12 protein-coding genes and 1 pseudogene are annotated in these 13,972 nt (G+C 40.0%); 7 read left to right on the top strand and 6 right to left on the bottom strand.

What is annotated here, in order from left to right; all coding sequences use genetic code 11:
* The first annotated feature begins 122 nt into the window (after window positions 1-122).
* From V7K41_RS19455 to V7K41_RS19465, 3 genes are all read left to right on the top strand, one after another.
* Window positions 123-1,703, top strand: a complete 1,581-nt coding sequence (locus tag V7K41_RS19455; protein WP_334850784.1) for a B12-binding domain-containing radical SAM protein — start codon at window positions 123-125, stop codon at window positions 1,701-1,703.
* Between the two features lie 132 nt (window positions 1,704-1,835).
* Window positions 1,836-2,255, top strand: a complete 420-nt coding sequence (locus tag V7K41_RS19460) for a DNA cytosine methyltransferase (RefSeq protein ID WP_334850764.1) — start codon at window positions 1,836-1,838, stop codon at window positions 2,253-2,255.
* The gene (locus tag V7K41_RS19465) at window positions 2,222-2,977 is read left to right on the top strand and encodes a DNA cytosine methyltransferase (RefSeq protein WP_334850766.1); all 756 of its coding nucleotides are present in this window, start codon (window positions 2,222-2,224) and stop codon (window positions 2,975-2,977) included. Before V7K41_RS19460 ends, V7K41_RS19465 begins: the two co-directional genes overlap by 34 nt.
* A gap of 69 nt (window positions 2,978-3,046) precedes the next feature.
* Here the strand turns inward: V7K41_RS19465 and V7K41_RS19470 are convergent, their stop codons facing one another.
* From V7K41_RS19470 to V7K41_RS19485, 4 genes are all read right to left on the bottom strand, one after another.
* The gene (locus V7K41_RS19470; RefSeq protein ID WP_334850767.1) at window positions 3,047-3,724 is read right to left on the bottom strand and encodes a restriction endonuclease; all 678 of its coding nucleotides are present in this window, start codon (window positions 3,722-3,724) and stop codon (window positions 3,047-3,049) included.
* Window positions 3,721-3,969, bottom strand: coding sequence for a helix-turn-helix domain-containing protein (locus V7K41_RS19475; protein WP_334850768.1), 249 nt, complete (start codon window positions 3,967-3,969; stop codon window positions 3,721-3,723). Before V7K41_RS19475 ends, V7K41_RS19470 begins: the two co-directional genes overlap by 4 nt.
* 471 nt (window positions 3,970-4,440) lie before the next feature.
* Complete coding sequence (locus V7K41_RS19480; protein ID WP_334850770.1) at window positions 4,441-5,307, bottom strand: calcium-binding protein; 867 nt, start codon at window positions 5,305-5,307, stop codon at window positions 4,441-4,443.
* Between the two features lie 273 nt (window positions 5,308-5,580).
* Window positions 5,581-6,846 carry a glycosyltransferase family 4 protein gene (locus tag V7K41_RS19485; RefSeq protein ID WP_334850772.1) on the bottom strand — a complete coding sequence of 422 codons (1,266 nt, stop codon included), beginning with the start codon at window positions 6,844-6,846 and terminating at the stop codon, window positions 5,581-5,583.
* 151 nt (window positions 6,847-6,997) lie between these two features.
* On the opposite strand from V7K41_RS19485, the gene V7K41_RS19490 reads away from it, so the two are divergent.
* Window positions 6,998-7,291, top strand: a complete 294-nt coding sequence (locus tag V7K41_RS19490; protein ID WP_334850773.1) for a hypothetical protein — start codon at window positions 6,998-7,000, stop codon at window positions 7,289-7,291.
* Window positions 7,292-7,400: 109 nt separating this feature from the next.
* Window positions 7,401-7,841: pseudogene (locus V7K41_RS19495) on the top strand (DUF29 domain-containing protein).
* A gap of 236 nt (window positions 7,842-8,077) precedes the next feature.
* Here the strand turns inward: V7K41_RS19495 and glgP are convergent.
* Both glgP and V7K41_RS19505 read right to left on the bottom strand, forming a co-directional pair.
* Window positions 8,078-10,642 (bottom strand): alpha-glucan family phosphorylase, encoded by a 2,565-nt coding sequence (glgP, locus tag V7K41_RS19500; protein ID WP_334850775.1) that lies wholly within the window; start codon window positions 10,640-10,642, stop codon window positions 8,078-8,080.
* Between the two features lie 720 nt (window positions 10,643-11,362).
* Entirely contained in the window at window positions 11,363-11,686 is a 324-nt protein-coding gene (locus V7K41_RS19505; RefSeq protein WP_334850777.1) for a hypothetical protein, read from the bottom strand.
* 622 nt (window positions 11,687-12,308) lie between these two features.
* Between V7K41_RS19505 and V7K41_RS19510 the strand changes: the two genes are divergently transcribed.
* Entirely contained in the window at window positions 12,309-12,437 is a 129-nt protein-coding gene (locus V7K41_RS19510) for a hypothetical protein (protein WP_256091202.1), read from the top strand.
* 662 nt (window positions 12,438-13,099) lie between these two features.
* A complete protein-coding gene (locus tag V7K41_RS19515; protein WP_334850779.1) occupies window positions 13,100-13,801 on the top strand; it encodes an acyltransferase in 702 nt (233 codons plus the stop codon).
* Window positions 13,802-13,972 lie beyond the last annotated feature (171 nt).

Raw genomic sequence — 13,972 nt, forward strand, 5'->3', positions numbered from 1 at the left:
GCCCTTGTTGGGTAGTCTACGCGATCGCCGAATAAAATTATTAGATAAAATTTAAGTTTTTGTTAGAGAAAGTAGCAGTAACCTGGGAATTAATTAACTTTTCTACTCCGGGAAGTCTGCTGATGAAAGCTTTACTACTCTGGCCCATAATGCCCAATTCTTTCTGGTCTTACCAGGAAACCCTCGATTTGGCAGGTTTACGCTCTACAAATCCGCCATTGGGTTTAATTACAGTAGCGGCAATGCTACCAAGTGATTGGGAAATCAGACTAGTAGATCGCAATATCCGCCTAGAGACAGATGAAGACTGGGATTGGTGTGATTTGGTAATCATCTCTGCAATGATTATCCAGAAAAAAGATTTGTGGGAATTAATTCAAAAAGGGGTAGCATTAGGTAAAAAAGTTGTAGTTGGCGGGCCTTTCGCTACCTCAGTACCAGAATTTGCCTTGGAAGCAGGAGCTAATTATTTAATTTTGGATGAAGGGGAATGCACTATCCCCTTATTTTTAGAAGCATTGGCGCGGGGAGAAACAAAGGGAATTTTCCGCGCTATAGAAAAACCCGATGTCACTCAAACACCTATACCCCGTTTCGACTTGCTAGACTTAGATGCTTACCTAGCAATCACCGTACAATTTTCGCGGGGCTGTCCGTTCCAGTGTGAATTTTGCGATATTATCACCTTATTTGGTCGCAAGCCGCGCACAAAAACACCAGAGCAAATGCTGGCTGAGATGGAAGTCTTATATCAAATGGGCTGGCGACGATTGGTATTTGTTGTAGATGACAACTTTATTGGCAACAAACGCAATGCTAAAGTGTTTTTGCGATCGCTAATTCCCTGGATGCAACAGCGTAACTATCCATTCATGTTACTCACAGAAGCGTCTTTAAATCTAGCAGAGGACGACGAGCTGATTGACTTAATGGTGCAAGCTGGTTTCAGAATGGTATTTATGGGCATTGAAACACCGGATGTCGAAAGTTTAGCGGTAGCCCATAAAGAACAAAATACCCGCCAATCGCTGTTAGAGTCTTGCAACAAGATTACACGAGCCGGATTACAAATTATGTCTGGGTTCATTATCGGTTTTGATGGCGAAAAACCAGGTGCAGGACAACGCATTCAAACATTTGTAGAACAAACCGGTATTCCTCAAGCCCATCTTGGGTTGCTTCAAGCATTACCGAACACAGCCATGTGGAATCGTCTCAAGCAAGAAGGACGCCTCAAAGAAGGGTTAATGGATTTTATGGGTTCTCAGAAAGGTTTGATGAACTTTGTACCTACTCGTCCTTTGTCAGAAATTATCAAAGAGTATATTGATACTTTTTGGAATTTATACGACCCGATGCTTTATCTTCAGCGCACCTTCCACCACTTTAACTTGATGTCAGGTAAGCGTCCCAAGGGAAAACGTCCTATAACTTGGCATGAGCTGCGTTTATTTGGGATAATTGTTTGGCGACAGGGTATTGTTCGCTCAACTCGTTGGTGTTTTTGGTGGCAATTGGTTGCGATCGCTTTCCAGAAACCGGATTTATTGTATGACTACCTCGTAGCATTGGGCTTTGGTGAACACTTCTTCAGCTTCCGTCATGAAGTGAAGCTACAACTAGAGACACAATTAGAGAATATTAAGCAACAAGAATTACAGGAGACTCAGGAAGCAAGTTATGGTTTATCACCTGTTAGTTGAAAGGATAAGTTTTAAGCGTAGGCGTAGCCCGTCGTAGACATCGCTTTTGTCGGTTTCTAGAAAAAGTGTGCCATATTTGATATATTGTAGACTATATGTCACACAAAACTAGAGAGCAATATCAAACAAAAAATGCAAGGAACCCAACTTTCTTTTTTTACTAACGAGGAGAATTACTCTACTATAAAGCAAAAAAAACCCAAATTAGGGCGTTATGAACGTATTAAACGAGAACTAGATCAAAATGACTCCGATCCATACAAAATATTCATTGATGTTAATTCTGTACCAAATCAACCATCTAATTACACTTTCATGGATCTGTTTTGTGGAGCAGGAGGGATCACACAAGGACTAATTCAAGCTGGATTTAAATCCTTAGCTAGCGTTGAAATCAATTCAATCGCTTCTGCTACCTATCAAAATAACTTTCCACAATGTCATCACTTTTGTGGAGATATCGAACAGTTTGATTCCCATAATTGGCTACAAGAAATCGGCTGGAAGTACATCTTGTTATGGGTGGTCCGCCGTGTCAGGGTTTCTCGGTAGCAGGAAAACGTGACCATAAAGACCCCCGCAATCGTTTATTTTATGAATTTGTGCGTGTTGTCTCAGAAATACGTCCTTGGTATGTTGTTATGGAAAATGTTCCAGGCATTCTGACTATACAAAACGGAGATGTAAAAAAAGCAATTATTGAAGCTTTTGAATCTATTGGTTATCCTAATATATCTGTTGCAATTCTTGAATCTGCTGCCTACGGAGTGCCACAAATTCGACCAAGAGCTATCTTTATAGCTAACAGGTTCGGAATGCCAAACCCGTATCCAAAAGCTCAGTTATTACCCGAAGAATACAAACCTATTGAATCAGCTATTTCTGATTTACCGACGTATACCCCAATACCAGAAATCAATCATCAGTGGACTAAGCATTCACCTGAGTATATGGAGCGAATTGCTAAAGTGCCTCCGGGTGGTTCTTTGTATACAAAATACGTTGATGCTTTTAAACGGCAATATCCTGGTAAACCAAGTATGACTGTTAAAGAAAATCACGGTGGTACTCATATTCATCCATATCTAAACCGTGTTATTTCCACTCGTGAAATGGCAAGATTACAGACATTTCCAGATTCATTTATTTTTAAGGGGTCTATGAAAAAAGCTATGTGGCAAATTGGAAATGCTGTACCACCGCGTCTAGTAAAGTGCATTGGCTACGCGCTTATTCCTTATCTAACTGATATTACTCTTAAATACTATAAATAAAGTTAATGCTAGTCATCCTGAGCAGGCTGGGCTAGTGTTTGATTAAGAGCATTACGCCAAACATCAAAATTATACCAGCCACATCCATCCTATGCAGCCTTCCTCAGCTTCAGCACCCCATTGATGTCTGGAAGGCCAATCTTCACCCCCTTGATACCAAAATCGAATTCCAAAAGGTGTACCTCGGTTGCCATTTTTGATACAGCGTTCACAACTTCTTGATTTTAAAAGATTGTGATTACCAGATGAATCTTTCTTGAGTAATTTAAACTTTTTCTTAATTTCTGGTTCGCTCATAGAAGTAAGATGTGGTGGCTCACTTTCACCCCAACGCTGCATTGGAAATCTACGATCAATTACTAACTCATGCCTCTCTCTTTGTCTCTGTTCTATTACATCTGTATATGAATAAACTTGGAGAATTCTTAAAACTAAAGACGCTGGTATATTAGATGCAGAATTAGCTGATTTTATTTCTCCTATCCATCGATCTCCTAATCGCGTCTGCTGGCAAGTAGGACAGTAATCTCTTTTTGTTTCAATTACTAGACCAGGACGGCTCCTAGTTCCGCGTTCTAATCCCTGTATACCTCCACCACCAGCATACTGATTTGAACCTATATTTTTTCCTTCACACTCCCTACAATGCCATTTTTGATCTGATAAAAGTTTAAAGACTTGTAGTTGAGTTGAGCCTTTTTTGAACTGAGACTGAATTGTCTCTACTAGATTTTTGGTGTTGCTCACTGTATCCTATCAGATTCGATTTCCAGATTTTCAAGAAGAAGGGAAACGCTTATGCCTAAACCACCTGCAAGACTTACAAGAGCAGTGAGCGAAGGATTTCTAACTCCACGTTCCACACCAGATATATATGTGCGGTCTAAGTTAGCGCGTAATCCTAGTTCTTCTTGAGAAATTCCTAGTTCTGTTCTATGTCGCCTTACAAGATAACCTAAAGCACTAAGAATCTTTGGTTTCAATTCATCCATAGTCCTGATTCTGAGTGTTTACGGACTATCAGTCTACGGACAATGTGTCACATTACTAGCAATTACGTATGAAATTTGCGAAAAATGTATTCGGGATTTAGATAAAAATAAAGCCCAAACTAGCTTTATAAGCAGCAAATACGTCACACTTGAAGGTCAATCACTACAACTCTAATGTCGCTCAGAATCCTACTTGGAATAATACACCGATTCTCAACGCCATTGGGTCAGGTACAAAATCTAGGTTCAACAGCTGAAAATCTATTTTCCCTGGATTATAGAAAATATAGCAGAAGGCAGAAGGCAGGAGGCAAGAGGCAGGAGGTAAAAGTATTACTATTCCTAGCTTTCATGCTTTAAAAATGTCCTAACCTGTGTGACTACGGCTATACCAATGGATGAATTTGTTTTCACCAATATTAAACAAGAAAAAAATTTATTTATGAAAGTGGTCAAACTCTTAAATTTGATTTACCTTTGAGCCAAACCCACCTCTTTGCCAATTAGCCCTAAAAATCCAGTTCCAAAGTGCTGAATCTCCAAAAAGCTTGCTTGCTCCGGCGAGGCTTTGTAAATTTTAAATGTTTTCATAATTCCTAAAGTGGCAGCACTTTCTAGAGGCCCAACAAAACTAATATCTCGGTCAAAAAAATAGGTTTGATTAGCCCAGTGAGCCATTTGATTTTGATTTAAAAAGTAGCAACCTGCGTGAGGATTGAGGGCACGACGAAAGGTTATTGGTACATTCATAATTGCGCCATTGAGTTTCTGTTGCTCCTGCACATTTTGAAAAGGAGCAGTTACTCGCAAAGCCAAATCCCCATCAATATAAGCTTTGTGAACCAAAGCTATGGGAGAAACTTCATAACGATTTGGTTGGAGCAAATTTAAATCACCCGCTTGTTGAGTAAACCAGTTTAATTTTATAAAAAACCAAGGGTCATGAATAATTAAGTCATCTTCAAGAAAGCAGTAATAATCATAGTGACCGAGACAACTTTGCAGAACAGCTTGGCACTCAAACCCCAAAAGTAGAGGTTCTGCATTGCTAAAATGATGTCTATATAAATGAGATGGTAAGAGAAGCTGATTTAGAAGATGATTATCTTTAGTTGTACAAATAACAATATCTAGTTCGTGAGACTGCGGCTGATTAGCAGGAAAAGCTAGTCGTTGAGCAATGTTGATAATACTTTGAGATTTGCCAAATAATTGGTGTAAAGCGGTAATACTTTTAGTTAATGCCTCCAAACGGGGTTGCGGGTCTTTGCGTTGGGAAGCATGACGACCTTCATCGCTAGGTTTGAAAAAATGGGCAATAGTAAAAATAATTCGCATTTTCAATATCGCTTATGTATTTATTTGTCATTTGTCATTTGTCATTTGTCATTTGTCATTAGTTATCGATCAATAATTAATAATTAATATACTTCTTGCAAAAACCGTTCTTTTCAGCTTTTTATTCACACTTTTGGGTGAAAGGAAAAATATTTATGCAAGTGACCAATGACCAATGACCAATGACCAATGACCAATGACCAATGACCAATGACCAATGACCAATGACCAATGACCAATGACCAATGACCAATGACTAATGACTAATGTTATCTAAGTTCTGCCAAATCCTTTAGAACTTGGGCGCTTTTTCAAACTATTAGAATTTTTCCCAGCGAACATCCATTGCAAATGCTGTGGTAACAGTTTTGCCAAATCATAACGCTTCAGAATTGTCTCTCGCGCATTCGCACGAATTGCTTTCATTTCTTGAGGATGATTCAGCGCCTCTTCAATCCTATTAGCAATATTCTGGGGAGAAAAGAAATCTACTAGCAGTCCATTCACTCCATCCTGTACAACTTCCAATACTGGCGGAGTCTTAGAAGCTATTAGTAAACATCCTGCTGCCATTACTTCTAACATTGACCAGGATAATACAAAAGGACGGGTTAAATAAACATGGGCAGAAGAAGCTTGCAAAACCTGAAGGTACTCATTGTAAGGTAGCCTATCTGTAAAGTGCAGCCTCGATAAATCCAAAGATGATTTTAATTTTTCTAGCATTAATTGTTTATAAGTCTGACCATCGGGGAGATTTTTACCATAAGCAACTCTATCTTCTCCGACAACTACTACATGGCACTTAGGTCGTCGCTGCTGAATTAGGGCGACCGTTTCCATAAACTGCGGAAAACCTCTATAAGGTTCCATTCCTCGTCCTACATAAGTTACCAACTCTTCCACATGGGAAAGATCCAGATTTATTCTTGGTAAAACTAACTTTGCGCCTGGTTTGGGGACAAAATATTTGGTATCAACACCATCATGAATTACAGTGAGTTTGCTATGATATTCTTTAGGAAACTGCTGACGCTGCCAATTTGTCGGAGAAAGACCGCGATCGCAGCTATATAAATCAGTCAAAATCGGCGTATTTTTCACGCGGATACGGCATTCATCATCAGCATTTAGTGGTTCATTAGGATCAAAATCTGCATCAGAACCGTGAGCGTGATAAAACCACTCAAAATAACACAATAATTCTGCTTTGGGAAAAATATCTTTCATAAATAAAGTCGGTCCCCAACCAGAATGACCATAAACTATGTCTGGAATAAAACCCTCAGCTTTTAATTTCTCGGACACGCGATAGACAGCCTGGGCGGTAATAACAGCATTTTCCAGGCTGCGAACGTAATGGTGGGTTTGGGGAGCAGCTTCACGAAAAGGAGTGTAAATAGCTTTATGAACGCCAGGTATTTCCCCTTCACGACGATTTGTTCCAAAGACGACTTGGTAATTAGGATCTTTACCTAAAACTATTGCTAGGTTGCGAAATTGCGAGGGGAAATTGGGATGTAAAAATAAGATTTTCATTGGAATAATCTTGATTAACTTATTGTGAGATAAAATAAATTAAAACAATCTTTTTAAGATTATAAGATTATTTTTCACGATTTTTAGCAAGTAAATTTAGATAAATGGTTGCCCGAAAATGCGAAAATAATCGCAAATTCGTGTTATAACCATGAAATTTATTGGCATTGATTTAGGCTGGCGATCGCAACCAAGTGGATTGTCCTGCTTAGAATGGGTAGATGGACAACTACAATTGCTCGATCTAGACCGCAAAGATGCTATTGCAGACATCCTCATTTGGATCGATGCAACTGAAGATAAACTAGATAGCTTAATTTGCGCTTATATTGCTGCTTATTCGTGGTATTGGGGAGAAGAACGTAATTTGGTATTAGGCGATGTCTACGACGGGCTACGCCTACGCACCACTGACTACATTATTATCCCTCAAAGAATGTTATAAGGAAAAGAAATAGGTTTTAGCGTTAGGACTGCTACAGTTGACGAGTCATTTAGCTAAAATCAGGTTTCATCTCTATGTAATCTCGTAAGATTGAAATCGAGGATGTTTTATGCAAGGAGTTAATTCTAACTTGAGTTTAAAGGAGCTTTATAAAATTGACAATCATCTGTGGTTAGAGGAAACAATCAAGCTATTGAAAGCTAACCATTTGGAAAAATTAGATTTAGAAAATTTAATTGAGGAGCTAGAAAATTTGGGTCGTAGAGACAAAGCCAAGGTTGCTAGTTTATTAGAACAAATTATTAGACATCTTTTATTGCTGCAAGATTGTACAGAAGAAACTCAATATAATTCTGGACATTGGAAAGCTGAAATTAGAAGTTTCAGGAATCAATTAAAACGTCACTTGACAACGAATTTATATCAATATTTATAAAATGAATTAGCATCAATCTATTCTGATGCTTTAGGGTATGTAATTGAGAAAACTGAGAGCAAACTAGATAACTTACCTAAATATTGTACTTATACCTTAGAACAGCTGCTATAGGACTCATATTTGATTGCGTGAAAAAAACTCAGTACACCTTTATTCCTTTTTCCCAGTCCCCAGTCCCTAGTCCCCAGTCCCTAGTCCCCAGTCCCCAGTCTCTACGAGTAATTCAGGAATCAAATCGGATTGCTATAGATATTAATTATCTACCTGAAAATGTTTGATATAAAAGGCGTTGCTAAACTTAAATCAGCAACGCCTAATCTTGAGTATTCAATAACTACTCACTACTTTTATTCTGCCCAAGCAATTAACCTTGGTTCATAAGGATTAGCCAGATTTTTATTTTTCGGCAATACACGCAAAGACAAGCCTTGTAAACCAGAAGCGGTATAGGTGATATTACCCGTGTAAGTACTCAATTGCTGTGCATCTTCCCCTTGGTAATTCATCACTACCGGCACAGCGTTGACAATCTCACCATTGGCATCGATCGCACCTTGATATAATTCCACCTGCACATCTTCATTGCTCAAGGTTGCTAAGTCAACCTTGGCTTTGACAGTAACGGTTTGGTTAACCTCAATGTCTGAAGCTGCCGATACGTCAACATCTTTGATTCTGATGTTGAACCAGTGTTCGCTCAGGTTTTCTTTCCAAGCGGCTAGTTCTTTAGCTGGGGCATAGTTATCAACAGTCAGGGTATGATAGCGATCGCTAGCTGGGAAATAAGCTCTTTGGGCATATTCTCCTACCATCCGCGCTGTATTAAAGAAGGGACAATTCAACCGAATTGCATCCTTCATTTTGGCAACCCACGGACGCGGCAAACCATCAGTATCCCGATGTTCATAAAATAGCGGTACAACTTCCTTCTCTAACAATTCGTAGAGAGCATTTGCTTCTACTTCATCCTGGTAGTTAGGATCGTCGTAATTCTCTCCATGTCCAATCGCCCAGCCTGTGCGGACGTAATCAGCTTCATCCCACCAGCCATCTAGCACACTTAAATTTGGCAATCCATTCATAGCGGCTTTCATACCACTAGTACCAGAGGCTTCCCGTGGACGACGCGGTGTATTTAACCAGATATCGCAACCCGCAACCATTAACCGGGAGATGTGAATGTCGTAATTGGGAACAAACACTACCTGTTTTTCTAAATGCTGTTCGCGGATAAAGTGATTGATCTCGCGGATCAGTTCTTTACCGGGGATATCCTTGGGATGTGCCTTACCAGCAATCACGAATTGCACTTTCCGATCTTTGTTAGCTAGTAAAAGCCGCTTAATGCGATCCAAATCGCGCATCCACAGGGTAGCGCGTTTGTAGGTGGCAAAGCGACGGGCAAAGCCAATGGTGAAAGCGTAAGGATCTAAAACTTCTTGGGCTTGGATAATCTCGGAAGCGGAAGCGCCGCGATCGGTCAAATGCTTAACTAAATGTTCGCGCACATACAAAATCATATCCAAGCGGCAGCGTTCGTGATTACGCCACAACTCTTCATCGGGTATGGCATCCATCCGCTCCCACAATGGGCTATCTGGTGGTGCTGATGACCAATTTGGGCCGAGGTAGCGATCGTACAATTCTTGAGTCGATTTGGCAACACAACTCCGAGCATGGACACCATTAGTAATTGCAGCGATCGGCACTTCCTCCACTGGCACATTCTTCCACAAGCCTTGGAACATTTGCCGCGACACCACACCATGCAGTTGTGCGACACCGTTAGAAAATGTTGCCATCTTCAGCGCCAGCACCGCCATACTGAAAGGCCCAGATAAATCGCCTGTATTCTCGCGCCCCAGTCCTAAAAATTGCTCTTTAGGCAATCCAAATATCTCTGCATAGTACCCCAGGTAGTACAACATTTTTTCGGGAGCGAACAAGTCAATCCCTGCTGGTACTGGTGTGTGGGTGGTAAAGATATTACTAGAAGCCACCACTTGTTTAGCTTGGGCATAATTCAGTCCCTCTTCCTGAATCAGCAAGCGGATGCGTTCTAAGGCAGAGAAGGCAGCGTGGCCTTCATTCATGTGGTAGGCCGTGACTTTCAGCCCCAAAGCTTTGAGCATTTGTACACCACCGATCCCCAACATGATTTCCTGGTGGATACGCATATCGATGTCGCCACCATACAGCTGATCTGTGATGTCGTGGTCGTAAGTATTGTTGGGTTCAATATTGCTGTCCAGCAGATACAAGGGAACCGTTCCTACCTGTACGCGCCAAACTCTGGCATATACCTTGCGTCCAGGATAATCTACCGCAATCCGCAGTTCTGAACCATCGGCATTGCGCTCCAGATGCAAGGGCATATTATAGAAATCGTTGAGCAGGTAGCGTTCTTGCTGCCAGCCATCGGCATTGAGATACTGGGCAAAGTAGCCCTGCTGATAGAGTAAACCGACACCGACAAGCGGTAGCCCCAAGTCACTGGCAGATTTGAGGTGATCCCCCGCCAGAACACCCAAGCCTCCAGAATAGACAGGCAAACAATCTACAAGTCCAAATTCCGCCGAAAAATAGGCGTAACATTCTTTGGGTTTCTGCTCCCTTTGTTTCTGATACCAGGTACGCTCTTGCAAATAATCGTCTAACTGACGGTTAGCTCGATCCATTTGCGCTAAAAAGCCTTCATCTTCGACAACTTCCAGAAGCCGCGATTGAGAGATTGTACCCAACATTAACACTGGGTTATGATGGCTAGACTCCCACAGGTCAGAGTCTAAGCGACGGAATAAATCTTTAGTATCAACGTTCCAATCCCAGTGCAAGTTATATGCCAGCCGCCGTAGTGGTTCAAGTCGCGGCGGTAGTGAAGGGGATACGTTAAATGTGCGAATTGGCTGCATAGGTTGGCAAAACTCCAAGTTTAGCTATGGTTATTGTTTACTCTCTTTACCAATGTTGCCAATTCTTTATACTGTAGTTTGTGAAAAAGCGATGACTTTGTTAAGCATTGAGAATTATTTTTAACCTCGTTGCTAAAGTTTACACCAAGGTGTTTCTAATTCTATGCCTGACTCTGAGCCATGTACTCGGTATATTAAAATTTAATCACTGACTGGTATATATCACTTAAAAAAATTTAGTTTTGAATAAATAATTTATATTTATTTTAGTATTGCTTCCGGGGATCAACCGAGAGTCTTGGCTGAGGGTGAAAATTCCCCATAGCTGTGTCCAGTAAAGTTAAATTTTTTAATTATTTTTTAATAAAATTGCGCTGTCAAAGAAGGCAGTCCCGATGAAACGAGTTTTAAAAGCCTTGCATGAAAATCTTTTCAAGACTGAGATTTTTACTCAGCACGGGCTAAACGCCCCGCTATCCATGTACAGCACTTTCAAGCCAGGAGACAGAAGGGAAATCCCATAAAGAATCGGATGAAAGCCCTACCAAGCAATTAATCAAGAAAAACGATGCCTGCGGTGGTGACTGAGCTTTGTCGTACCCCTGCGGGGAAGCTAGCTACGCGCAGTGTCTCGTAGAAAAGTGCGGGCTACGCCTACGCTAACTACTTAGTATGAAATATTTACATTAAAACAGGAAAATAACTTACAAAACTGTTATTTTACGCACCTAATGAAGGCTGATCTTTACTATTTTTTGTCATTGTCAGAGCTACAGCTGCTGCATAGGCAATCTCCGCTGCCATTTGATAAGCAAGTTTGATACTTGATGAACTGTCCTTGGCTTTAGGAGAGGGGGAAGCTTTTTTTCGACGCGACTCTTGTTTGACATCACCTGCTGCAATCGCTCGCTGTAAAATGATCCAGGCATCTAGGTCTTCTGAGTCATAATTACTTTGCAACTGCGATCGCAGTTGATCTTCGGCTACAACACTCAGATAGCCAGTATTTAGAGCTTGTTGCACAATTTCTTTAATTAAAGCCATAATTTGAACCAAGTGTGTGAGTTAAAACCGATACCTCAATTTGGAAAATTAGATGTTTTTTTGTAGATTTATCCTCGAAACTAAGCTACGTTTTAGCTTTCTTTAAATAAAATTTATAACGAGTAGTACCAAGCACACATCACCCTCTTGGCTCACCCGAATGGGTGATTTACAATATTTTAGATAGTAAGTATATGGACAAAAGGAATATTTTGAGCTAATGCAGGCTTTTTAATGAAGAGAGTGTCACAAGTATAGTAGATATCATTCTAAATTTAACGCTCAATCATAAAATTACTTTTACTAGTAACAATATAAATATAGGCAAAAATGCTAATAACTACTGACAGCATTTTTTAAATCTCCCTTCTCAATGGATTTTATCTAAGTGTATAAAAATATTTGCAAGTAGCGTAGCCTTTGCCCACCGTAGGCATCGCTCTAGTAAAAAAGTTAACTTATTTCCTCTATTCTCATCAATAATAAACCTGGAAATAAACTTCTTTCATGAGAGTGTTCCACAAAAAATAAAATGTGTTATTGTTAAAAACAATTGTTATAAAAAACCATTCATGTCATTACAAACGTGAATTGGCTAGTCTGTAAATCATCCGTGTGCAACATGATTGGAGCAGCATACTCTAGAAATTCGTTGCAAGAAAGCCGTCATAGCAGTCGGGGAAGCGCTTACTTGTTTGCACCGATGGTTAACTTCAATGTGATGGCTGATGTGGGAGATAATCCACCCTAATTGGATTTTATTTGGGCAAAAATACCCAGAAAAATCCAACAATAATTACATTGTCATGCTAGGCAGAAATTTTATCTAAACTTTGAATATAGTCTAGTTAAATGTATTTTTTGTTGCAAAATAGCTTGTGAAACTGAATGGTTTCAAAAGACTAAAACCGCTTGAGAAGAAATAGCCTCAAGACAAACAACAGTATCCCTATTTGCTTTAGGAGTGCTGTTAGCGGTAGCAAGCTTTTTAAATTTGCCAGAGAACCAAAACAGTAGCCTATCTAAACCAGCAAATTTTCCATCAGACAAATTAAGAGTCTAAGTTTTGACCGACAATGTACTGAAATTGTTTTGTTAATTGATTTTGTGAAAAATAAGCCAAAGTTTTACGTGCATATAGTACAAAATCTGCTAGCGAATTAACGCAATTGTGCATATTACTTGAGTAATTCTACATACCTAACTTCAAGAATTGCTCGCATAGTCAAAGCCAGACTCTGGTTTTTCAAATGTTGGAAAACCATCTAAAAATTTTGGGAAATTTTGGTGGTACTGCTACCTTAGCTCATGTATTAATACACACAGAGCCTATTGGTATTAGCAGAAGATTAGGATACAGCCAAAACAACTTTAAACACTGTCAACAACAATTGATTAAAGAGATATGTAGCCATGCAGAACGAGCAATATTTTTCCAAATTGCAGCGCGTGCAAGAACTTTTAGTAACTACAGTCTTAGGAGATATTCCGACACTTCTTCTCGGCCCAAAGTTGCGTAATTTAGGATACCGTAGTATTTTTGCCCAGATAGGCAGCCCAGTGTATATTCAAAATGGTGTTGAATTTAACGGTACTTCTTGTATTGAGATCGGCGCAGGAGTCTATATTTTCAAGGGTGTGCGGATGAATGCAAAAGGACACAAAAATAATAGAATTCATCTAGGAGATAGAGTCGCAATTGAGCGTAACGTTGATATAGGGTCTTTGGCAGATACGTATATACATATTGATGAAGACACTTTCATTGCTCCCAACGTGTGTATTGAGGGACCAGGAGACATTAAAATTGGTAAACACTGCATGATTGCTGCCCATTCAGGGATATATGCCAATAATCATAATTTTGCCGCTCCGATGGAGCTGATTAAATACCAAGGTGTTACTCGCAAGGGAATTGTGATTGAGGATGATTGTTGGCTAGGACATGGAGTAACAGTATTAGATGGCGTTACTATCGGCAAAGGCAGTGTTATTGGTGCGGGAGCAGTTGTTAATAGAGATATTCCTGCTTTTTCCGTTGCTGTCGGCATACCTGCACGAGTAATCAAAAACCGAATTAGCAAAGATATAGCAAAGCTTCAAGTTGAGAAATAGGGGATTGGGTACTGGGGACTGAAGACTGGGGACAAGGAGATAGTAATTATTTCCTTTAACCTGTAAGCTGTTCCCTTTTTTAAGAAACCTTTGCCGTTAGTCAACGTCACAGGAGTAAACAGTTTCTGAGTTATTTCCTAAGGGCATCTATAAAGTCAAACAACTGGATAT

The organism is Nostoc sp., assembly GCF_036917415.1.
GTDB lineage: Bacteria > Cyanobacteriota > Cyanobacteriia > Cyanobacteriales > Nostocaceae > Nostoc.